General features: G+C 38.6%; 28 protein-coding genes and 2 pseudogenes. 2 read left to right on the plus strand and 28 right to left on the minus strand.

The genetic code is table 11. The features are described 5' to 3' along the window. Positions 1-11: 11 nt before the first annotated feature. The 28 genes and pseudogenes from C6W18_RS12040 to C6W18_RS12175 form a co-directional block, all read right to left on the minus strand. Positions 12-638, minus strand: coding sequence for a phage scaffolding protein (locus tag C6W18_RS12040; protein WP_105927699.1), 627 nt, complete (start codon positions 636-638; stop codon positions 12-14). Positions 639-788: 150 nt separating this feature from the next. After that, entirely contained in the window at positions 789-1,055 is a 267-nt protein-coding gene (locus tag C6W18_RS12045; RefSeq protein WP_105927700.1) for a hypothetical protein, read from the minus strand. A gap of 3 nt (positions 1,056-1,058) precedes the next feature. Then, a complete protein-coding gene (locus C6W18_RS12050; protein ID WP_105927701.1) occupies positions 1,059-1,979 on the minus strand; it encodes a phage minor head protein in 921 nt (306 codons plus the stop codon). Continuing rightward, positions 1,960-3,414: a phage portal protein gene (locus C6W18_RS12055; RefSeq protein WP_105927702.1), complete on the minus strand. Its 1,455-nt coding sequence runs from the start codon at positions 3,412-3,414 to the stop codon at positions 1,960-1,962. Before C6W18_RS12055 ends, C6W18_RS12050 begins: the two co-directional genes overlap by 20 nt. Positions 3,415-3,433: 19 nt before the next feature. Next, the gene (locus tag C6W18_RS12060) at positions 3,434-4,738 is read right to left on the minus strand and encodes a PBSX family phage terminase large subunit (RefSeq protein ID WP_105927901.1); all 1,305 of its coding nucleotides are present in this window, start codon (positions 4,736-4,738) and stop codon (positions 3,434-3,436) included. Further along, a pseudogene (terS, locus tag C6W18_RS12065) lies at positions 4,725-5,440 on the minus strand (phage terminase small subunit). Before terS ends, C6W18_RS12060 begins: the two are co-directional and overlap by 14 nt. A gap of 165 nt (positions 5,441-5,605) precedes the next feature. Next, a complete protein-coding gene (locus C6W18_RS12070; RefSeq protein WP_105927703.1) occupies positions 5,606-6,205 on the minus strand; it encodes a BA5345 family protein in 600 nt (199 codons plus the stop codon). Between the two features lie 73 nt (positions 6,206-6,278). Continuing rightward, a complete protein-coding gene (locus C6W18_RS12075) occupies positions 6,279-6,779 on the minus strand; it encodes a hypothetical protein (protein ID WP_105927704.1) in 501 nt (166 codons plus the stop codon). A gap of 155 nt (positions 6,780-6,934) precedes the next feature. Further along, positions 6,935-7,399 (minus strand): hypothetical protein, encoded by a 465-nt coding sequence (locus C6W18_RS12080; RefSeq protein WP_105927705.1) that lies wholly within the window; start codon positions 7,397-7,399, stop codon positions 6,935-6,937. 15 nt (positions 7,400-7,414) lie between these two features. Then, positions 7,415-7,537 carry a hypothetical protein gene (locus tag C6W18_RS20475; protein WP_262982643.1) on the minus strand — a complete coding sequence of 41 codons (123 nt, stop codon included), beginning with the start codon at positions 7,535-7,537 and terminating at the stop codon, positions 7,415-7,417. Positions 7,538-7,641: 104 nt separating this feature from the next. Beyond that, on the minus strand, positions 7,642-8,268 hold the full coding sequence (locus tag C6W18_RS12085) for a hypothetical protein (protein WP_105927706.1): 627 nt from the start codon (positions 8,266-8,268) through the stop codon (positions 7,642-7,644). A 12-nt stretch (positions 8,269-8,280) separates the two neighbouring features. Beyond that, entirely contained in the window at positions 8,281-9,708 is a 1,428-nt protein-coding gene (locus tag C6W18_RS12090; protein WP_189318084.1) for an AAA family ATPase, read from the minus strand. 222 nt (positions 9,709-9,930) lie between these two features. Continuing rightward, positions 9,931-11,190 (minus strand): annotated as a pseudogene (locus C6W18_RS12095) (DNA cytosine methyltransferase). Then, positions 11,187-11,435, minus strand: a complete 249-nt coding sequence (locus tag C6W18_RS12100; RefSeq protein WP_105927708.1) for a hypothetical protein — start codon at positions 11,433-11,435, stop codon at positions 11,187-11,189. Before C6W18_RS12100 ends, C6W18_RS12095 begins: the two are co-directional and overlap by 4 nt. After that, positions 11,432-11,689: a hypothetical protein gene (locus C6W18_RS12105; RefSeq protein WP_105927709.1), complete on the minus strand. Its 258-nt coding sequence runs from the start codon at positions 11,687-11,689 to the stop codon at positions 11,432-11,434. Before C6W18_RS12105 ends, C6W18_RS12100 begins: the two co-directional genes overlap by 4 nt. 17 nt (positions 11,690-11,706) lie before the next feature. Beyond that, positions 11,707-11,907, minus strand: coding sequence for an XtrA/YqaO family protein (locus tag C6W18_RS12110; RefSeq protein WP_249407376.1), 201 nt, complete (start codon positions 11,905-11,907; stop codon positions 11,707-11,709). A gap of 75 nt (positions 11,908-11,982) precedes the next feature. Beyond that, the gene (locus C6W18_RS20085) at positions 11,983-12,138 is read right to left on the minus strand and encodes a hypothetical protein (protein ID WP_186364838.1); all 156 of its coding nucleotides are present in this window, start codon (positions 12,136-12,138) and stop codon (positions 11,983-11,985) included. 113 nt (positions 12,139-12,251) lie between these two features. After that, a complete protein-coding gene (locus C6W18_RS12120; protein ID WP_105927712.1) occupies positions 12,252-12,707 on the minus strand; it encodes a DUF1064 domain-containing protein in 456 nt (151 codons plus the stop codon). Positions 12,708-13,108: 401 nt separating this feature from the next. After that, positions 13,109-14,041, minus strand: a complete 933-nt coding sequence (locus C6W18_RS12125; protein WP_105927713.1) for a DnaA ATPase domain-containing protein — start codon at positions 14,039-14,041, stop codon at positions 13,109-13,111. Then, positions 13,944-14,603 (minus strand): DnaD domain protein, encoded by a 660-nt coding sequence (locus tag C6W18_RS12130; RefSeq protein WP_105927714.1) that lies wholly within the window; start codon positions 14,601-14,603, stop codon positions 13,944-13,946. The genes C6W18_RS12125 and C6W18_RS12130 overlap by 98 nt, the downstream gene beginning before the upstream one ends. 188 nt (positions 14,604-14,791) lie before the next feature. Continuing rightward, positions 14,792-15,589: a PD-(D/E)XK nuclease-like domain-containing protein gene (locus C6W18_RS12140; RefSeq protein WP_105927716.1), complete on the minus strand. Its 798-nt coding sequence runs from the start codon at positions 15,587-15,589 to the stop codon at positions 14,792-14,794. Further along, complete coding sequence (locus C6W18_RS12145) at positions 15,561-16,454, minus strand: hypothetical protein (RefSeq protein WP_105927717.1); 894 nt, start codon at positions 16,452-16,454, stop codon at positions 15,561-15,563. The genes C6W18_RS12140 and C6W18_RS12145 overlap by 29 nt, the downstream gene beginning before the upstream one ends. Beyond that, the gene (locus tag C6W18_RS12150; protein WP_105927718.1) at positions 16,454-16,633 is read right to left on the minus strand and encodes a hypothetical protein; all 180 of its coding nucleotides are present in this window, start codon (positions 16,631-16,633) and stop codon (positions 16,454-16,456) included. The genes C6W18_RS12145 and C6W18_RS12150 overlap by 1 nt, the downstream gene beginning before the upstream one ends. Before the next feature lie 206 nt (positions 16,634-16,839). Then, positions 16,840-17,118: a YqaH family protein gene (locus C6W18_RS12155; protein WP_105927719.1), complete on the minus strand. Its 279-nt coding sequence runs from the start codon at positions 17,116-17,118 to the stop codon at positions 16,840-16,842. Further along, positions 17,115-17,684 (minus strand): helix-turn-helix domain-containing protein, encoded by a 570-nt coding sequence (locus C6W18_RS12160; protein WP_105927720.1) that lies wholly within the window; start codon positions 17,682-17,684, stop codon positions 17,115-17,117. Before C6W18_RS12160 ends, C6W18_RS12155 begins: the two co-directional genes overlap by 4 nt. A 58-nt stretch (positions 17,685-17,742) precedes the next feature. Continuing rightward, positions 17,743-18,489, minus strand: coding sequence for a Rha family transcriptional regulator (locus C6W18_RS12165; RefSeq protein WP_105927721.1), 747 nt, complete (start codon positions 18,487-18,489; stop codon positions 17,743-17,745). Beyond that, positions 18,486-18,680 (minus strand): helix-turn-helix domain-containing protein, encoded by a 195-nt coding sequence (locus tag C6W18_RS12170; protein ID WP_105927722.1) that lies wholly within the window; start codon positions 18,678-18,680, stop codon positions 18,486-18,488. Before C6W18_RS12170 ends, C6W18_RS12165 begins: the two co-directional genes overlap by 4 nt. Before the next feature lie 12 nt (positions 18,681-18,692). Continuing rightward, positions 18,693-18,911: a helix-turn-helix transcriptional regulator gene (locus tag C6W18_RS12175; RefSeq protein ID WP_189318085.1), complete on the minus strand. Its 219-nt coding sequence runs from the start codon at positions 18,909-18,911 to the stop codon at positions 18,693-18,695. Positions 18,912-19,063: 152 nt separating this feature from the next. Here C6W18_RS12175 and C6W18_RS12180 point away from each other — a divergent pair, with 152 nt between their 5' ends. After that, positions 19,064-19,435, plus strand: a complete 372-nt coding sequence (locus tag C6W18_RS12180; protein WP_105927724.1) for a helix-turn-helix domain-containing protein — start codon at positions 19,064-19,066, stop codon at positions 19,433-19,435. Between the two features lie 247 nt (positions 19,436-19,682). Continuing rightward, the gene (locus tag C6W18_RS12185) at positions 19,683-20,267 is read left to right on the plus strand and encodes an SHOCT domain-containing protein (RefSeq protein ID WP_223251695.1); all 585 of its coding nucleotides are present in this window, start codon (positions 19,683-19,685) and stop codon (positions 20,265-20,267) included. The last annotated feature ends 64 nt before the right edge of the window (positions 20,268-20,331 follow it).

Genomic DNA, 20,331 nt, shown 5'->3' on the forward strand with positions numbered 1-20,331 from the left:
AAAACACTCCTTTAATTAGTTAATTGTTGATAAAGCTCTGGGTTTTCACGATATAAGTTTTCTCTTTCGCTATATCCCATTTTCTCGAATTGATCTTTGGTAATATTGCCTTTCAGTGGTGCGGATGGGTTAACGTGTGGCTGTCTTCCAGCTAAACCTGGTGAACTGTCATTCTCTGCATTGAATAGGTAGCTGTCACTCTCTTTAAGAGCGGTTAACTGCTCATCAAGACCAATTACCTTACTATCAGATAATTTAAGCCCATCAACGTTTAAATTGGCTTTTACAGCCTTGATATTTTTCGCCTTTGCATCACGTAAAGCACTTTCGAGAGCAAAGTCAAAGGCTTGTTTTTCCAGCTTTTGCTGATATTCCTCAGACACCTTTTTATTTTCTTCTTGCAGCTGCTCAATTGCGTTTTGAAGCTCTTCATTTCCCTTCGCTTGCTTCTGTAAAGCGGTTAACTGCTGATCCCGCTCGTCAAGCTGGCTTTTCAATTCCTTCTTTTCATTGTTAACAGCATCAAACCGCTCTTTCGGGAACCATTGACCGTTGCTAACAATATCAATCTTTTGATCTCCAGCTTTTTCAATGACTTGAGCATACAGATCGTCACCAAGTAATTCTTTTAAACTCATTTCAACCTCTCCTTTGATGTTTTTTTGCGTGTCCACCTCACGCACAGGATTTACGCTTTAGTTTGGCTCCAAGCCTTTAGAATGAGCAAAAGAGCCTTTTTATGTCATGCTCAGGACAAAAGAAAAAAGCTGTCACATAAGTAACCAGCTTTAAAGCTTGTCTATTTTGTTGAAAATGTTTGTTAGCTTAGCAGTAACAATGTCCCATCCATTAAATTGACTAGAATGATTGGCTTTTGCTCTGTACTCTTCTTGTAATGCAACCATTTTTTCAGCAGTCTTTGTATCAAACGCTTCATGAGTAAATAGTGATTCCTTCAACTCACTGACAATCTCATCATAAGTAACAGGATCATTGTATTGAATTACGCTATTGAGCATATCTAATAGATATTTAACACGTTCATTCTCTTTCATGAATTATTTCCCCTTTCCCTCAATTGTTTTGTACCACTCTTCATAGGTTTGGTATGGAATGACTTCACCCGCTCCAGTACCGCCCTTTCTCGCTCTTCTTGTGTCCGGCATTTTGCCATTCACTTTGAATGCAACCGTGCAGCGGCAATTTATATCATCTTTGGCGTTATTCATGTGACCGGGAGCGGGACCGACACCTCCATAAATAGAAACGAACAATCCATTTTTAGCGGTCTTCCCATCTAGCTTTCTGTGCCCCGTCCTTGTTTTTAGGTCAAGGGTAGCATTCCAAACCTTTTCTAAACCTGCATGCTTAGAAGCCTTTTCAGCGCTTTCCATTCTTGCTGATACCTGTACCCTATGAACTTCGGTTCTCGCTACGTCACGGGCTTTCTTTCGAGCAAATTCGGTCGCTCTTTCAATTCGCTTGGCTATTTTTGAGTAATCTTCGCCAGCTTGTATGCCTTGAGCAATGGAAATTTGAATCTGTCGAACATAATCATCACGGTGACGCTTATATAAAGCCGATAAAGTCAATTCAGCTATCGGGTTTAGAATAGCCTGTTGAATCATCGCAGTTGTTGGCAACGTATAACCCATCTTCACCGCTGCTTCTATCTCGTAGAGATAAGCTGACCTCATATAGTTCTCAAGAAACTGCTTTGCGGCTAATGCTTCGACAATGATAAGCACCGTTTTAAATGCTTTGCTTGATTCCTCTGTCATCCGCTCCATTTCTTTCTTGAAGCGGTTGTACTTATTCAGATCAGCCATAGAAAGAGAACCATCTTTTCCGTACTTAGCAAAAAGTGCGGCCATTTGCTGATTAATCTCTTTCAATCTCTTAGCAAAGACAGCATCAATTTTCTTGGCATCCTCTGTGATCATGTCGTCCAGCAGCTTATCAATCTCGTTTTGATTCATCTTCATCACCGCCCGTTTCAATCTCATTTAACGGCGGCATGCTGTTTCTGTATTCGGCTTCCTCTGCCTCAATACGCTGTAATTCTGCTTCTACGTCATCAACCCAAGGATGATTTGCGAGACGCGTTTCTCGGCTTAAATCTGTGCTCTGATTCGCCATTTGAACCTGCTCAAGTTCGTTTGTCATTCGAGAGCGGTTAAATGTCATCTGTAAGAGCGTGGGATCGTATTCTCCTTGTCCTGTCATCTTTAGATATTCAGTGAAGAACCAAAAAAAGGCGCTTAAAGCTGGCCGGAACTTCCGCTCTGCTTCATTCGCCTTTAGATCAAGCAATGAATATAGATTTTTAATTGCAACGTTGGTCGGTGAATTTCCCACTTTGTCAGGATTGTTGTTTACACCCTGTCCGAAGCGGTATATATTCTCTTCTAATCGGTCCAGATGTGAATTTGCGCTATCCATTGGAATTTCAGCACTCTTCATTTCTAAACCGCCTTCACCTGACACTTCCACAGCCTTATAGTGACGTAGATTCGTTGTGAACTCGTTTAAATCTTGACCTGCGAAATTTTTAATGACGTAGATCAAGTCTTGCATTTCATCAAACGTGTTTGCGTTATTTGAAATGTTGTCATTATATTGATCAATCAAGTCTTTATAGAAGATAAGGTCACTGACACCCTCTTCATTGTTCTTAAACTCGATCATTGGTACCTTACCCCAGCCATACCCTTTCCCTTGTTTGGTGTAGAAATGACTTTCAGGGTTTTTTTCATAGTCGAAGTCTAATTCTAAAGATCCGTTACGCTCTACATAGTAGAAAATCTGTTCATCTGTGTACAATTCCACTTTGCGGGTGATCTCATCATCAATGTTTTTAACATCATAGTAACGGATAGCATATAGCAAGCTGCGTTTTTTGGTTGAATCGTAAACCGGTATGACTTCCTCTGCTGGAATGCGAAGATAATCAAAGTTACCTTCTTCATCAACAAATGGATGAAGCCATTCCTTGCCTTTGTTACTGGCGTTTTTAAGAAGCTCCTGCATACAGTCGTCAAAGTCTTCGTCTATAAAATCATTCACAACTTCAAGAAACCTTTCTTCTTCTGCGTTAAAGGTGATTGGTTTCCCTAAAAGGTACTGAACCTTTTGCTGAACAAGCAGCTTATGCCAGTTATGAGAGATTCGATTGTTTGGTTTCTCCGTATCAACCACTTTAACGCCATGTTTATAGTAATAGCGTTTGCGTTTCTTAATGTCCGCTTGGTTAAGATAATAAGCGACACCTTCGAGCATCTGATCCCGCTCTACAGCATGTTTATCAATCATCTTTTGTAGAATGGTTGTATCGGGTAGCTTGTCAGATGTTTCTGCGCTGTCCTCGATGATTTTAAGCAGCTCTTCTGTGTGTGTTGGCGAAGTTGGGTACATGGTCATTCCCCCTTTCTAATCAAGTAAGCACCCTTACGCCAGATTGTTTCATATCACGCTCAAATGCGTATCTAGTTGCATCAATAGAGTGATTCTCATTATCCTCAAGGCGTGGTTTCGGGTTGCCGTCTTTATCTGTTTGATAATCAATGTTCTCAAATTCACGGGCTAGATTTGGTGTTCTCAATGGATCAATGACTATTTCATCTAAATCACCAAGCCATTCCTCGCCATATTGAACCGAGTCAGGGCCTTTCTTTGCTCCTGAAACCCTTCTAATGCCGTGTTCCTTTTTAAGCTCGTCTATACTTTTTGGTTCAGCGCTATCGGCTGTAATCTCATTGCTTTCATAGCCTTTTGATTTAATCCACTTCGCTAGTTCTCTGTTAGAAACTTTGTGATCATATAATTCATCAAGTGCATATATTTTGCTTCGCTTCTTGTCATAATGCCATCTGACGAAAGCAAGCGGATCTGGACCATAACCAAAGTCAACGCCTTGACGTATATTGTCAAAGGAGCGGACCATATCATCAGTTATGCTACCTTTCTTGATTTGAAGGTTATCAAACGGAACAACACCAGTTCCAATCGCTTCACCAAGATATTCCCATCTATATTTCTTTTCATTTTTGGCTTTAGTTGTCTCAGCCTCATTGATAAACGCTTTTGATAGATGAGGGTTGTCTAGGTATGTTGAATGATGAATATACGTGTTCTCGGCAGGGAATGACGTTTCATACTTCTTGTTAACCCAATTTTGTTTTCTCTTCGGCGGGTTATATGTGTAATAGAACGTATAATCAAACTTCCCTGCTCGTTTACGTGGGTTGTCCGGCTTTATTTTGTGTGTTAGTTCTTCACGTAGAACCGAATTCATGATGGTGCTTACTTCCTCGTCGGATTTGAATTCTGCAAGCTCTTCTATCCACATGACACCTATTGGAAAGTCAGCGTCTTTGATTGATTTGAGCTTGTCAGGATCGTCAGCACCAGCAAAATAAATCTTGTTCCCTCTCGGCTTGTATGTGATCTCTAACCTGGAAGGAACAAACTTGAACAGATGAGAGACACCCAGCGTTACCGTTGCCTGCTTTATCTGTGCGAAAACAGATTTAACAAGCGTATTCTGTACTTTACGCAACACGAGAGCGGAAACAGGGTATTCAATGATGTCTGTTACCACACCAACGCCCACGCTGAATGATTTACCAGAAGCCCGGCCGCCCTTTAGAACGTAATGAAGATGCTCTTTTGCTCTTCTGTATCTCCAAAACTCACGAAATGCCGGTGCCAGCACTTCCGATACTTTAATCATCGTCATCACCTATATCATCAACAATGTAAACTGGAGCAACGTCACCTAATTCCATTTTCTCGACTTCGGCTTTTGTTTTATCAATGTTCAAGCGCATCTGCTCCAGTTTAAGCCGTCTTTCGTCTGTCTCATGGGCTATGTTGTCAAACTGCTTTATCAAGCCCCTAAGCTCAGACATCGCCCTAGATTGAGCATTTAGGAATGTAGCGTGACGATCCCAAGCAAACTGAAACTCATATTCTTCTTCTTCGATGTCAGCTGAATCTGAAACGACTGACTTTTTCTTTTTCAGCTCTTTGATCATTTCGTCTTTGCTTTCAACAAACATGATCTTCTGTGCCCGCACTATAGCGGTGAACTGAATTTGTATTTGTTCCCAAAGTAAATCAACGGGCGAAAACTCCTGAATGTCCTGCATGATCTCAAACGCTTCTGCTGGCATGTGCTTTGAATAAAAGCCGTGCGTCTTTGCGTTTTGATTTCTTACAGGAGCACCGCCGCTATTTCCTACAGCGTTTTTGTTGCCGGGTTGCCCACCTTTTTTTGTGTGCACACTTTTTTCTTTGGGTGCACCTTTTTCCTTTCCCAACCATGCCGCTTTTTCCACGATTTTATGGTGTTTATCGACACCCCGTATTTCTCGGCAAGGTCCTTGTATTTCATGCCTTTGACGTAATCTTTCTCCGCCTGAATGTGCTTGGATTCCATCTACATTCACCTGCCGCCTCCTTCTGATTCGTGTTGTTTTGGGATTTTTATTTCCTCTAAACTGCCGCCGCACTCTACCTTTAAGCCGATACTTTTTATAGAGATTCTTCACCGGAAGTAATTTACAGGGAACAAAAAAAGCACCTTAATAATAGAGGCGCCATTTTATTCATTATTAGATTGTTCAGAGTTATCACTTGAATTACTTTGTTTTTTAAACTCATTTACTCTGTCCATAAAATATTCTAGGTTTCTATCAAAATAGTGATAATTTATCAGCATAATCATTATTAGAGCACCGTTACCAATTTCAAGTATTATCGTTTTTCCGCTGAGTAAGTTTAAATCTGTCCAACAGAGGACTGCTATAGTCACAAATGACAGCATTAAACTTGTAAGTAAGCCTCTTCTCGCATGTAGTTGCCCTAAACGATAACTGTATATGTTTTTAATTCCTTTCCCAAGTTCTTCTTCAATGATTCGCTTATCTATTTTAAATTCTTTATCAAAGTAAACTAACCATTTTCTTTTTCTGTATTCTGGAATTACAAACCAGAAAAACAAACTAATCTGATGAATGATATGCCCTAAAATTAATCCTAGTGCTGCTGCTAGTGCAGTAAAACCTACTAGCGAGAAACCTTTATACTTTAGAATTTGGGGTATATACTCTGGTTTGTTTATTAAATACAGCAGGGTTATAAATATCATAAACACCCATCCAGGGAGTCCCCATCTTACTAAATATTTAGATTCAAAATTCACCTTTATCACCCCCGCCTTTATATCGGCAGAAAGCGAGCACATGGAACTATTCGCAAAATTTGTCGAACGAAAATCACTTTTCTTCCTTTTCTTTTCTTGCCTTTACTTGCTCAAATGTTTTTAACATGTAACCTGTAACAATTCTATCCTTTCTGTCTTTATCCAAAAGCCACAGAACAATTAGAACTGATACCGTCACAAATATAAACCCTGACCATTTATTTTCATTAACATTAAAAGCGACCGTAAGAAATGCAGCGAATAAAGGCACTATTGCCATTAGATTTCTTCTAACAGGGTCTAGACTATTATCCATATGTGAAAACCTTGCTATCGCAAATTCTAGGCATTCAATTTCTAAATTATAAAGTAGTATCACATTTTTTTTATAGTAATTTTTTTCTTGACCGTATTTAAATTCTTTCAAAAAATAAGCAAGTAATTCTTTATCTCGATATGTGTAGATCACATCTTCTAATTCCTTTAATTTCTTCGTGTGGTTCTCATTATCTAATTTCTTAATTTTTTCATTTTGTCTTTTATTTTTTATTGCACGTTTATTTTTTTTACCCAACTCTACTCACTCCTCGATTTTATTATCGGATAAGATTGATAAAGTTGAGGAGTCTACGAAATTTGTCGAACGAATCCCAAGCTCGCAAGAGCAAGTGAAAATATATTAATTTGTGGAGACGCGGGAAATTATGCCTCCCCGTCCTGCCTTCAAGTTTACACTGCGGTTTTAAGTGATTTCAAATGTTGAAGAAAATTGACTTTCTTGACTTCTTTGACGATATTGCCGATTATTTCAGTTTTGATTTTTCTGATTGTGTCTCTTGAGCATTCAAGGTGATCAGATATAGCGGTGTAACTCATTCCAGTCATCATGCAGTCATACACGATTAAATGTCTTTCCTCTTGCATTTGGTTCACAGCTTTATTAAGAAAATTAGCAATGGCTTCGTATTTGAGCAATCGCTTTTCTCTGCGGTCAAGATGCCTTAGTTCAGCTTGGCTTATTCCTGCTGATCCTTTAGGCATTGCAGCTTCATCACCGTATGTTGCCGTTAGCTTTTGACCTCCTGCAAATTCAACACGATTCAGGAGCCTTGTGAGCCTGTCGATCTCTCGTAGCATAAATTCATAGTCTCTAATCCATTCTTCTACTTTCCAAGCAATCATTTGATCTGTCATCTATATTCCCTCCCGTTATTTACGCTTATACGCCCCGCCTTTGGCTCTTTTCAGTCTTTGCACGTTTTGCCCCATAAGCTCTCTTAAATCTCTGTCAGTGAGCTTCTGCGTGTTCTTTTTGGGCTTTTCTTTTTTCATGGTGCCACTCCTTCCCGACAAATAAAAAACGGACACCAACCAGCACCCTTAAAAGGTGTTGATTAGTGTCCGCAGGCTCTCCGTCTTGGACTAAAGCTAATAATCTAAAAATTTATGTCACTTGAATACATTGAATCATCTTTCTTATCCAAAACAATCTTCCTTATATTCAAAGTTTTAGAATAGTTCTCCTCAGAATAAACTAACTTGTTAGATAACCAATCTTTTAAAACTCTATTTTCCTTAACGATTGGTTCCCCAGAAATAACTTTTCTGGCATTAGCTTTTAAATTATACTCAGTTTGTTTATTGTTCTCTTGAGCACAAACAACATTAAAAAAGAAATTAATTTTTGTCGGTTCAATATCTAATACAGATAATAAAGTTTTACAATGAACATACCCAGAGAATAATTGTTTTGTAAGATGCTTCAAATCTCTTGAACCAGTAAATTTAAGCTCAAAAATATGACAATTAAATAAGCCATCATCCACTTCTATGAAAATCCCATCCGGAAAATTATCTAAAAGAAAAAAGGCAAGTCTACTACTTTCACCATTACCCTTTTTTTCAATACAGAAAGCTTTATAAAGATCTATCGCAGAAATTACGTTAATATTTAATCTCATTACTACATTCATATCTTTGTTTTTTATATGTTCGTCTAAATATGTAGAATTCTCAATTTTTATTAAGTCATTTTTCTTTATTAACGCCTTTGCATTATTCATAGATCTCTACCCTCAATCTTTATTCTGATCAATTGTCTCTTGTTCCTCTAATTTGTTTTGTAATTCTAATGTCTCTTCAAACAAATTATTTAACTCATCCGAAAACAAATCAATTTTGTATCCTAAATCAGTTTTATTTTTTTCTTCGAGAATTGATTTACCATCTAAAAACTTGAGTTCATAGACTGTGGCATCTATATCCTCATTTTGTAATAAAAGATTATTTAAATGTGAAAAAAATACATCACTATGTGTAGTAATAACAAGTTTCTTTCCATTTTTGATCAAAATTTTAAAATAATCCAGTAATTCTCTTATGCTTTTCAATGATAAGTGAGCTTCAGGCTCCTCAATAATTACTTGGTTATATACTTCAATAGGGTTACTTAAAATAAGATATGGAATAAGTCTATTTTGTTTTGTAGAGAAAAGTTCGCGTTTTATAATTGTTCCGTCTAGTTGGTGAATACTTTTAATATCTCCTTCTTCATCAAGATTAATTTTTCCACCAAAAATCTTTTCTAGGTCTGAATCAACACTAATATCTCCTAACCCAAGGCGATTTAGTAAGTCTTTGTATTTTAGATAGGCGATGTTAAATAAATGTTCACTATATCTAACTTTAGAATTTTCTCTAACAAAAGAATAACGATTCTCATTACTTTCTTTTAAAGTTTTTGTTAGAGCATCATCCATGAATAAATTTCTCTCAGAAGGTAAATAAAGAATATTTCTGAAATCGTCTATTTCACTAAAAGTACTATACAAATAGTTATTTTTCATTTTATTTTTAAGCTCGTTTATTGGATCGTATAATTTTTTTGTCTCTTTTATAAGCTCAGGATCTATCGAATGGAGAAATCTTTCCCTTTGAATTGAATCAATTATAAATGGAAAATTAAACCCTAATTTCAATTCTTCAAAAGACATGTCTATAAAAAATATACCTTCGTCATATTTAGTTATTACACAATTAATGTTCGTTGTGTCTGGAATTTTTGGAGTAATAAATAAATTAAAGTCTAAGTTTGATTCATTAACCCTAAGTATCTCTCTATTAACTTCACTAATGGTTTTTTGTTTAAGTTCCTCAAAAAATTCCTTTAGATTATTATTCATATTATTTAAAACTTGATCTTCTATCTTAACTTCCATTTCAAATTCATATTTGGGTTTTTCTTTATCGATGGTTTCTGTTTTGTCTTCAATAAATTTCCTCAGGCTAGTCCAATCTGTTTCTAACTCAAATTGACTAGAATATAATCTGTACAATTTTCTTACTATTTCCTCTAGGTTCATTCTATAATAATTAATAATGAATGTAGTTGCTTCTAAAAGTAATGTTTTACCTGAACCATTGTCTCCAACAATTACTGTCAAGTCTTTCTCTTCGAATTTGGCACTCTTTACTTGACCAAGATTCTCTATTTCAATTTTCATAATATCCCCGCTCTCGTTTCTCATTAATTATATTATATACTAAAACACAGTTTTCATAACAGCTTTCATTAATGTAAGCTGTCTTTTTTTACATGATGGTTACCAATTCGGAGGTACCACTAAAATGTTGCCCCTTTCATCCGCTCCAAGATCAATAACGAGTCTGTCATCAATCAAATATAGTGAGTAGTTCATTCTGTTTCCTCCTAAGCCGCTAGGCTGTTAGTTTGCTTTGCTATAATATTTGTTCATGTGTACAGGTACGCATAGTTCAGGCAAATTCGCCCTGACCAGCTGCTCTGCGAATTGCGGTGGAACACTATTCCCCACCCTGCGTATTTGGTCCGATTTATTACCGATGTTAAATGTGTATCCAGGCGGGAAACCCTGCCCTGCAAATAGTTCATTTGGTTGCAACATACGCAATCCGATGTCTGCGATTCTCTGACCATTTGTGCAAACTGTCGTTAGTGCGAAACGGTCTTTTGTTGTAATGGTATGCAATGGCTCGTCTAATCGTTGGCCTACTCCTTGACCGTAATACTTAGTCAAGAAGGCAACGGTCACTAGTCCGAATCTATTGCCACCAGCTGTGATAGTGTGTAATGGTCGATCAAGCGAAAGGCCTCTTACCTCTTTATCTGATTGCTCAGTGTAATAGCTGATCAAGAATGCCGCTTTGCTCTTATCCGGCACCATTACAGGACTTGGATTGTTCACAATGAATTTATCAATGCCTCGTTTGATTCGCTTCATTGTATTTTCAACTAGTGGCCGTTTCCTACTGAATATGCTAGGGACCCCTATGGACCAATCTATAATTTCGTAAGACGTTCGCCACGGCTTGAGCTTCCCTGTTTGAACAAGAAGACTTTTGGGATCTCCATGCGTTGGCTTCGGCCATATGATTTCTTTTCCATCACATCTTGCAACCATAAAGAATCTTTTTCGTATAGTTGGCGCTCCATAGTCACATGCCGTCAATTCTCTAAATTGCACTTAATATCCAAGTGACTCAAGGGTTTTAACGAATGATTGAAACGTCTGCCCCTTTTGCTCTTTAATCGGTTTACCTTCTTTTGAGATAGGACCCCAATCTTTAAATTCCTCAACGTTCTCAAGCATAATGACTCTCGGCTTTACCGCTATCGCCCATCTAACAGCAATCCACGCAAGCCCTCTGATACTCTGTTTTACAGGCTTGCCGCCTTTGGCTTTTGAATGGTGTGTACAATCAGGCGAAAACCATGCTAGACCGACTTTTCTACCTTTGACTGCTTGTTTAGGATCGACATCCCACACACTCTCGCAATAATGTTCTGTGTCAGGATGGTTTACCTCATGCATTGCAATGGCAGCCGGATCGTGATTGATAGCTATATCTACTGATAAGCCTGTCGCAAGCTCGATGCCTGTGCTTGCTCCCCCGCCTCCTGCAAAGTTGTCTACAATGATTTCACGGAATAGATTGAGCTGTTTCATTGCATCAACCCAGCGACAGAAATGATCCCCATGAAAAACAACAGTGTGAAAATGACAGGCCCGTTTGACTCACGCTTTGCCATGACCACGTTACCTTCTATCACGAGATCATCATTTTTTCTGACAAGCATCGGCACCATATAGTCAGGCACTCTAATTTCAGCAGCTGCATCATCAATCGTCATAGCTTTGTTTTTGCAGGCTTTGACGGCCTGCGACAGTTCAACGTGTTTTGGTAGACTCATTTTTGCTCCCCCTTCACCACATAGCCGTTTGTTAAAGCGCTCATTAAGTCATGCAGATCAACATCGTTCAAAGGTTCATATATTAGTTCCCACGGCGGTTCTTCACCTTTTTTAATTAGCCAATGATCTAGTGCAATCATATTGTTTAATCTAGCGCCCCGTTTAATCCAGATCGCCTCATAATAGTTCACGCGTGCTTCTAATGCCTTCGCTTGTTCTTTAGTTAACTCGACTTTTGCAGCTGGAAGACTCATAATCTCTCAACCTCCAATTATTTGATCTTGTATCCTATTTCATGGTCAACCCTCGCAAAGTGACCTTTAGCAGTTTGAATGATTGTTTTTCCGTGTTCAGGTGCGTCTGTGATGTGGGCAGTACCTTCGTTGCCGTCAATCACGATGATGCGGACCTTACCGGGTTCTATTGCGTTTTGAATCGTTGTTCCAAAGTCTTTAATTTCAGTTGGTTTCATCCGCTTCATGCCCCCATGTGTTATAATTAAAGTGTGAGATTTAATTAGCACTGGAGCAGCGGCTTCGGTGTTTTTTTATGCCCATTTATCCATCTGGAACGTTGGTGACGGTTTTAATTCTTCTCGATACACAATCGGGTGTTTTGCTAGATACGCCTCTAGCTCCTCTTTAGTCATCTTCCACTCGATGACTGGACCCACAGCATATGGGTTGTTAGGCTTTCCGCTCATTTTTTCTCCCTCCGATCTTTGGTATTTCCGTTCCGCCCATCCTTTTACAATCTGAACCAAAACGACTGGCGCAATGTTTAAACTGCTTGCAACGTGTCATACAGGCCATAAGCTTATCTTCCTTTTGAATCCACAACGGACGGTCGTCTGCTATTACCACGTTTAACAGTTGGTTTCCCCGCCTTCCTTTTCAGCTTTTTGAGTTTGTCTAATTCGATGAATCCAAACGACCGATCAAAAGCAATGACTTTTAGCGGCGTATCAAATTTGCGTTCGTACAGCTTTCGCTTGATGGCAAATTCCTTTGTTTCCATGCCTTTGATGTCGATTACTTCTTTTGATCCATCAAGATTAGTGATCTCGAAATCTGCAATATATTCAATCTTCCGAAAAGTCTTATCGTTCTTCTTGAATGCTTCTTGTAGCTCAAAGCGTGGCTGCAATGAAAAGTCTTTTATCTGCTTGGCTTTCTTGAGCCATTTAAGCTGCTCATAGTATTTGGCTTCTGCTTTGCTATCAAACGTGATGCCGTCTACTACTGTTTTACGTGCGCCGTATTTATTGGACATGTTTTGTTGATCCTCGCTTTCCGTTGCTGGAAGTGCTTTTTCAGTTCGGCAACGAGCTTTTCTTTTTCTGATTCGTTTAGGTTGGTTCTTTTTAGTAGTTCAGTGATGCTTGGATTCATTGCTATTGTTTTGTGTTACCTCCCGTCATCCCGCAGCCATTGCAGGACCTTTCTTTCTCTGAATCTAGCAGTGAAAGCGATAGTGATTAGTGCTGCCATCGTCTTCATGCTGTCTTTCCTTCCAACGCCCTTGCTTTAGCCAGCATTTGATCTAACATTTCAATGACTGGCTTTAGGCTCTGTTTACATCCTGTGGTGTTACAATCAGGACAAGGGAAGAAGCCCGCCATGAAGCTATTTTCATTTATGACGACTTTCTCGCCATTGCATGTGTTACACATCTCAAAACGCTCCTTCTAGCCGATGATTCAGCTTTATATTCTTTTCAATTGTCACAGCAAAGTTCTTACACATTGAGTAAAGTCGTGTGCCAAATGCTTCATCCATTTGTATGAAGTCCTCAAATGTTAATTCAGATGAAAGCATGATCGGTTTTTGATGCAGATAACGATAGTTAATGATTTCTTGCATTTGCAAAAACGGCCATGTCTTTAACTCGTCATTTTCATTTGTTCTTGATTTGAATAGATCATCAATAAAAAGCACGTCTATGTTTTTTAAGAGATCCATTTTCTCTGGTAATTTATCAAAATCTTTTCTAAGATCAGTCATTCCTTCAAGGTACGGAAAATACAGGACGGGAATTTTATATGTTTCAATAAATCCGTTGGCAACCGCTGATAGTAGATGCGTTTTACCGACTCCTGACTGACCTAATAAAGCAATGCTGTTTTCATCCGTGCTTTTTATATCTTGAAATGCTTTGGCGTACTCAAAGGCGCATTCCCGCATTTCCTGAATCACTTGAGGCTTTCCAGCTGTTTTAAAACTACTGAAAGTCATTTTCTTAAACCGTTCAGATATATTGCTGGCACTCATAAGTTGCATTTGTGTTTTCTGTGCCGCTCTTTCAGCAACACACGGACACTGGCGGGAAAAGGTTGTCTTCCATTCCTTTGCTTCTTGAGGAGAACACACACGCCCAGCAAGAAAGTCATCTTCACGAACCATTTCATGAGCTGCTAGATCAAAGCGCTTCCCCTCATTTTTCATGCGCTCTTCTGTGCTTTTGTGAATCCGGTACACGATGATTCCTTTGTCTTTGCACTCATCGCATTCATACGTTTCTTCTGAGACGACCGGTGCCGAAGATTGGCGTGACTTTAGATTTGCCTTCATTCTTTGAAACACTTCGTCTAGCGTTGCCTTTGGCATCCTGCTTGCCTCCTTTGATGATTGGTCTGTACAATACCGCCGACACCCAATTGATTGATTTTCTATCCTTCTCAACGGCTTCTTTCATGATTTCTAAGACTTTTTCTTCTCCGTGGTCATCAATCATTTGATTGATCTTTTCAGCATTGAAGGAGTTTAATGTTCCTCCAAAATGACTCTCGAAAAATTCAAACGGGTTCATTGGCTTGTCCTCCTGTCGTGTTGGTTTTTCTTCTTTTGGCTTTTCAGGTTCTTCATCAGGTACAGGGGCAATACTTGCTTTATTCTCAAGACTTATGATGCGGTAACTGCCCGCCCCTGTGCCTCTAGGCTTATATTCAATACGGCCATGTTCTATCAAGATTTTCCGATGCTCAATCATGGTCTTTTCGCTGACTCCTAACCTCGAATAAAGCCGACTGTTTGGCACTGTGAACCAATCTTTCCAGCCGCAACCGTTGTTTATATCCATCAGATGAAACCACAATGCTTGAGTGGTAGGTTTTAGTTCTGTTGTTTCAAGCCACCTCATGAAGCCGTTTATTTCTTTCAGGTAATTCATCTATTCACGCCCTTTCAACTTACATAGGGCATACATACCGCTAATTTTGATATAAGTAAGCCCAGTTTCGTTTCTCTTAATGAAGTCTTTTACATATGATCTAAACAAACTGGCTTGATCTTTGCTTGATTTCGATAAAGACAAGTAAGCATAAGGAATAGGGACCTTTATCAAAAAATCCTTTTCCATCAACTGATCAGCTCCGAAAAATGAATGATCCTGTTTAGTTGATTTGTGGAACGACAATACTTACATTTTTCGCATCGGTTTGGTGGCTCACCGCCATGTTTCACTTGAATGATTCGCTCCATATGCTTCTCAATATCTTCAAGCTCGACTTCCATTCTAGAATTGTCTATATTGATAACAGCTTTGTCTGGTGGATCTTCTTTTGAAATGGCAACGATAAGAGGCTCAAGCCATTCATCCCTTTTAGCCATTTGTCTTTCTAGCTCTGCATAAATTGCCATTTGTCCTATATATCCGTAAGCCTCTACAAATGAACAATAGCCTAGTTCTTGATCCCAAACTTTTTCACGAAGGGAACGTGTTGTCTTTAAATCTGCGAAACGTCCTCCATTTGGGTTGTAGACATCGAGCTTGCCTTTCCACGGAACACCAAACAATTCACCAGTAACAATGACTTCTTTCTCTCCTTGAAGAACAAACATACACAGATCATCGTTTTGAACTGATTCAATCATGAGATCAGCTAATTGATATTGCTTGTACAGCTGGCCCTTTTGAGTGAATAATGATGGTGTATTCATTTTGAAGGAATCGAATGCCTTTTCACCTTCTAACCAAGCATGAACATACTGTCCGAATAGAAGAGCCTCAGAGGACGGCGGCTGCCATTCTCCGTTAATCTTTGCAATCGTAGCCGCCTCACACTCTAAGAAACTTTTATATTGAGAATTAGACATGTAGACTTTATCTATCTCATTAGAGTAATAGTTATCTTGATTGATCACCGGAATCCCCATTTACAGGATCACCCGCCTTTTTATTGCTTTCTTTTTGTTCCTTCTGTTTTTGGAAATCTTCTTCTGCCTTTGACTTGGTGGCACTGCTAACCTTCACATTGAAGTAATCTTCTTTCTTTGCCATACCATCACGTAAGGAAGTGTAAATACGACCAATCTTGAGATAATCTTGCTCAGTAAAAGCATCCAAGTTGCTCCCTACATATTCTTCGATCATTTCTTTAGTAACACCAAATTCAGTTTTAAAAGCTGATAAGGCGTTTCTCAAACGGTCCTCTAACGGCTCCTTATGTCCGTTAATCAATGTTTTTTGACACATATCAACAGCGGCATCTACAATGTCTCCTGGTATTACTCCAAGAATGCAGGCACGAACACGGCGTGCCCCTAGATTAGCCACAAGCTCATAAATATCTCTCGAATCATTCAACTTAGTTACGGTTCCCTTAGCTTTCCGTTCATGTTTTACCGTGAATATTTTTGTTTGTCGTGTATTTGTCTCAAGATCCCACGCATACGCCATTACTGACGATTCACCCGCTTTTTGTTCTAGCTCAATTATCCCGTAATCAATATTCCCCCAGTTCTGAGCCAAAGCCTCAGCAAGCCGGATAGAAGGACCCGAAATTTTCGATCCACCTTTTGGGTATTCGTAAACAGCACTCTCAGCTAACAGCTTTCTTTCACATGCTTTCTTAATTCGCTCAAATGCAGCATAGACGTCTCTCGGAAACTTTTTTGCTATCACCATCGCCGCCTGAACCTCTTGCGCCTGCCTGCTCACCATTGCTTCTGTTGTGACGGAAGGTGCTGCATTTCCTTGTGGCATATATGTTGAGTAATCAATATTGGTTAAACCATTCATTACATTTCCACCTTTCTGCGATAAGCCGCCTGCCCTAACTGGATGTATTTCTGTTTTGCTTGAGCGTTCGGAAAGTTGAACACAGGTTGTCCTTTTTTGTAGTCGATCCAACCGCCTGCCTGTTCTAAACGCTCCTGCGCTTCACGGCGGTGATCAAAACTGATTTGAAATTTTGACATCGTGTATACCTCCATTGAATTTTTGTTAAAGATTTGGTATACTGTCTGTACCTAATCAGAAGCAATACACCTTAAAACTCGCTATGCCAAGCGGGTTTTTTTATTTGTCTTCATCGTCTTCCTCTTCATATCCATTGCGCTCCGCTTCGTCCTTCCAGTAATCTTTCGGATAACCAAAGCTATTAATCTGCGTCACCATCGGATGCTCAATATTCAATGATTTCAGTCCTTTCAGTACGTTTGACAACTGCAAGCTTCACACCATGTTTTTTCTGTATTTCCGCAGCCGTTTTAATTAGAAGACCCTTGTTATTCATCCGCACAAGATCCTCGCTGATATTTCTAATGCTTCCAGCTAGACTTGCAACTTCTTCATAATTTCCGTCTTTCAATTCTTGATGAGCAAGATATAAAAGCTCTTTCACACAATCAATTTTCGTCTTTGCTCTAGATACATCTTCACTAATGAACTGTTTTTCAATCACGCTAGAACCGCCTCTCTATCCTGTCTTTTGTGCATTGCCACCTCTGCGACAATGGCTTTTTTCGACCATTTTTCTGTTAAGTCCGTTATCTTTAAGTCAAACTCACGCGCCATTGAATACATGAGCGTTTTGTTTGCTTGTGTCAGGTCGTATATTTGCTTGATAGCCTGCATCGGAAGCTCCTCATGTTTGCCCGGGCGGGTATTGTTCAACCACTCCGCAAGATCATTGATAGCCTTTTGTGCGTCTTTCATTTCCTGCACTAGATTGATAAGGGCTTTATGCGCGCAATCATTCAAGGCGGGATTAATTGGAGCGGCTGCCATTGGATGAAGCTTGAAAATGAAATGAACAAGGTCAATGTGTTCGTATGCCCCGCATATCTCAAACCAGCGGATGCAAATTTCAGGGGAAATAGTGGTAAGACCATTTTCAACGTTTGATACATACTTTTGATTCCTCCCACCTAAAAGTTTTCCCATCGCTATTTGTGAAAGTCCTATCTCAAGACGCTTCTTATGCATCATCTTGCATAGGTTCGCTACGTTATAAGGGCTGTTCGCCATATGTTCTCCTCCTGCTTTATACCTTTTGTGGTGCTAAAATATTAATGAAGGGACAGGCTCAGCTGGCCTGCTGCTTTTTCAAACGGTTGATGATGTAAGCTTGTCCCTTTGGTGTGATCTTCATAGTGAGCCATGCTTTAGATGAACCATTTACTTCTCGGACACCTTGAGCAATTTCGAAGTAACCACGGTTTACATACTCTTGATAAGGCTCGTTCTTTTGGCTGAAAATCATTTTCCAGTCCCGCAGTTTTTGAAAAAGTTTTCTTTCGCCTATGATGATGCCTTGCTTTGATGCCAGCTTTGCAACCTCACGAACTAATAGTGACTTTTCTGAGGCCATACAGCTTTCAGCGAAGTTAACAAGCGGTTCTTGAATTTGCAGTGTTCGTTGTAACTGCTGTTTCTCTTCCTGTTCGGCAATCCATCGCTTTGCACGGCTGACTGGATCATCAATCGTATAAGAAGGAGCATTCATTTCTTGGATGTAGTTTTTCATTTTCTTGAATTCATTGATAAACCGGATTTTCATTTTCATTGCTGCTGGTGTTGTATATGACATAGCAACCAAAACAAAAGCATCTTCTGTTAGATTGAATTTGCGATATTTTCGCTTTTGCTCGTTTTCGTAAGTTGACTCCACAAAGTTGTGGAGTGAAAACTCCGTCTCATCAGCTTGTTTCAATTTTTCGATTTGGACCTCGATATCTCTTAAAACTGAATCGTGTCTTTTCTCGAAAACTTGTGAAATCGTCAGGCTGTCCGTAACAACTTGGTTATCTTTAATGAAAACGAGTTTGTTCATGCTGTGACCCCTTTCAAAATCTTTTCTTCTTGAGCTGCAATCCATTGATCTAGCGTGTGCTCTCGAAAGAAGATTCTTGATCTGACTTTGAAATGCGGAATCTCTTTTGTTCGGACCATCGTATATACAGTGTCATGATGGACTCCAAGATAATCCGCCGCTTCTTGAACTGACATTCGCTTATTTGTCATTATCTTTACCTCCTATGCGGTGTTTGTTTTTTGTTTCGTTTCGACGACTTCTTCTTCAAAAAAAAGAGTCCAATCAAAATTCAAAGTGTCACCGATTTTTTTTGCAAGAGTTACAGAAGGGTTTCTCTTTCCTAATTCGATATTGGCATAAGCCCCTCTTGTTATACCAATAGATTTTGCGGTACTTTCTTGGCTTCTGTTACCACGTAATTCAATAAGCCAATGTCTCAATTTTTTCACCTCCAAAATGTTTCTTAACGAATCATTTGACTTAATAATATCGTCATTAAGAAACAATGTCAATAACTTTCTCGTCTTTTTGACACAAAACTTTATTTGTTTCATTTTGACACGTTATAATGATTTTGAAATGAGGTGTTAGTATGTTTAAGGACCGCTTGATACAACTAAGAAAAAACAAAAAATTAACACAAGAACAAATGGCGGAAAAAATTGGTATTCACAGAGGTACTTATGCAAACTATGAAAGAGGTCATCGTCAACCGGATTATGACACTTTACTTAAGATTGCGGATTTCTTTGATGTTACAACCGATTACTTGTTAAGAGGCGAAGAACACTATAAAGAATTAGCAAGTGAAATAAATAAAAGATCTGACACTCGTTATGCTGCCATTGACGGGCATGACTTTGAAGATGATGAAAAAGATGAAATTTTAGTGAATGCTTTAAAACAGATTGACGGTCTTGAAAAAATCATCAAAGAACACCTTGAGAAAAAAGATAAGGGTTAATTGTTATTGTTCTTAAACAAAAGTATTGCAAGTCAGATTCGAGTCTATTTTTATATCTTTTAATTATTTATATATATTGTTTAGTTTAGTTTAGTTTAATTAATGCTGAAGGTTCTGCTGTAATTTTTACAGTAATACCTACAATTGAACGGCCATTCAACTGTAAAAATTACAGTAGAGTCTACAATCATTTTTTCTCAGCTGAAGGTTCTGCTGTAATTTTTACAGTAATGATTATTAGTGAGAGGTGTATAGATTGGCTTTTATTTTTAGAGATGAAAAAATTTATAATCCTGTACTGAATAAAAAGAAACGCGCTTCAAGAAATTTTATAAATCTTCTTCATAAAGCAAACGATATTTTAAATCAAACTGATGAAACTATAGCTGAAATTGTTTTATGTTCAAGTAATTTTCTTAAATATGGTGAGGTCGGTCTTTTTATTGCAACTAAAAAAAGATTAATATTTATTGATAAAAACAACTCTATTAAGTCATGGGAATACACAGATGTCTCTAATGTATCTGTTCCTACAAAGGGATGGAGTGGTTATAAATTTTCTTTTAATGTTGCTGGTGAACATATTGAAATGTTTGGTATTTTAGAAGGTGATCCTGCTACTTTGGTGGCTTATATAAAGAAAATGAAAGAAAACTCCTCAAAGGTAATAAAACAACCTTCAAGTGATGTAAATAAGCAAGAAAAACCTGTTGTGCCTGAGAACACCGATTTTATTATAGATGAAATCAGAAAGTATGCAGCACTCAAAGAAGAAGGCATTTTAACTGATGAAGAGTTCACACTAAAGAAGAAACAACTTTTAGGAATTTGAATATAGCCCTATCTTTTGGGCTTTTAATTTAAATTCCTATAAGAACATACGTTCATTTTTTCTT

The sequence above is a fragment of the Bacillus sp. LLTC93 genome (genome assembly GCF_002993125.1).
Taxonomy (GTDB): Bacteria; Bacillota; Bacilli; order Bacillales; family Bacillaceae; genus Bacillus; species Bacillus zhangzhouensis.

Excerpts from the sequence above, each read along its gene's own strand:
- C6W18_RS12090 (WP_189318084.1), bottom strand. The coding sequence starts at position 9,708 with ATGAAAATTGAAATAGAGAATCTTGGTCAAGTAAAGAGTGCCAAATTC.
- C6W18_RS12105 (WP_105927709.1), bottom strand. The coding sequence starts at position 11,689 with ATGAGTCTTCCAGCTGCAAAAGTCGAGTTAACTAAAGAACAAGCGAAG.
- C6W18_RS12100 (WP_105927708.1), bottom strand. The coding sequence starts at position 11,435 with ATGAGTCTACCAAAACACGTTGAACTGTCGCAGGCCGTCAAAGCCTGC.
- C6W18_RS12165 (WP_105927721.1), bottom strand. The coding sequence starts at position 18,489 with ATGAACAAACTCGTTTTCATTAAAGATAACCAAGTTGTTACGGACAGC.
- C6W18_RS12160 (WP_105927720.1), bottom strand. The coding sequence starts at position 17,684 with ATGGCGAACAGCCCTTATAACGTAGCGAACCTATGCAAGATGATGCAT.
- C6W18_RS12050 (WP_105927701.1), bottom strand. The coding sequence starts at position 1,979 with ATGAATCAAAACGAGATTGATAAGCTGCTGGACGACATGATCACAGAG.
- C6W18_RS12110 (WP_249407376.1), bottom strand. The coding sequence starts at position 11,907 with ATGAAACCAACTGAAATTAAAGACTTTGGAACAACGATTCAAAACGCA.
- C6W18_RS12170 (WP_105927722.1), bottom strand. The coding sequence starts at position 18,680 with ATGACAAATAAGCGAATGTCAGTTCAAGAAGCGGCGGATTATCTTGGA.
- C6W18_RS12085 (WP_105927706.1), bottom strand. The coding sequence starts at position 8,268 with ATGAATAATGCAAAGGCGTTAATAAAGAAAAATGACTTAATAAAAATT.
- C6W18_RS12045 (WP_105927700.1), bottom strand. The coding sequence starts at position 1,055 with ATGAAAGAGAATGAACGTGTTAAATATCTATTAGATATGCTCAATAGC.
- C6W18_RS12120 (WP_105927712.1), bottom strand. The coding sequence starts at position 12,707 with ATGTCCAATAAATACGGCGCACGTAAAACAGTAGTAGACGGCATCACG.
- C6W18_RS12140 (WP_105927716.1), bottom strand. The coding sequence starts at position 15,589 with ATGGGGATTCCGGTGATCAATCAAGATAACTATTACTCTAATGAGATA.
- C6W18_RS12125 (WP_105927713.1), bottom strand. The coding sequence starts at position 14,041 with ATGCCAAAGGCAACGCTAGACGAAGTGTTTCAAAGAATGAAGGCAAAT.
- C6W18_RS12055 (WP_105927702.1), bottom strand. The coding sequence starts at position 3,414 with ATGTACCCAACTTCGCCAACACACACAGAAGAGCTGCTTAAAATCATC.
- C6W18_RS12060 (WP_105927901.1), bottom strand. The coding sequence starts at position 4,738 with ATGACGATGATTAAAGTATCGGAAGTGCTGGCACCGGCATTTCGTGAG.
- C6W18_RS12080 (WP_105927705.1), bottom strand. The coding sequence starts at position 7,399 with ATGACAGATCAAATGATTGCTTGGAAAGTAGAAGAATGGATTAGAGAC.
- C6W18_RS12150 (WP_105927718.1), bottom strand. The coding sequence starts at position 16,633 with ATGTCAAAATTTCAAATCAGTTTTGATCACCGCCGTGAAGCGCAGGAG.
- C6W18_RS12130 (WP_105927714.1), bottom strand. The coding sequence starts at position 14,603 with ATGAATTACCTGAAAGAAATAAACGGCTTCATGAGGTGGCTTGAAACA.
- C6W18_RS20085 (WP_186364838.1), bottom strand. The coding sequence starts at position 12,138 with ATGAGCGGAAAGCCTAACAACCCATATGCTGTGGGTCCAGTCATCGAG.
- C6W18_RS12180 (WP_105927724.1), top strand. The coding sequence starts at position 19,064 with ATGTTTAAGGACCGCTTGATACAACTAAGAAAAAACAAAAAATTAACA.
- C6W18_RS12040 (WP_105927699.1), bottom strand. The coding sequence starts at position 638 with ATGAGTTTAAAAGAATTACTTGGTGACGATCTGTATGCTCAAGTCATT.
- C6W18_RS20475 (WP_262982643.1), bottom strand. The coding sequence starts at position 7,537 with ATGAAAAAAGAAAAGCCCAAAAAGAACACGCAGAAGCTCACTGACAGA.
- C6W18_RS12145 (WP_105927717.1), bottom strand. The coding sequence starts at position 16,454 with ATGAATGGTTTAACCAATATTGATTACTCAACATATATGCCACAAGGA.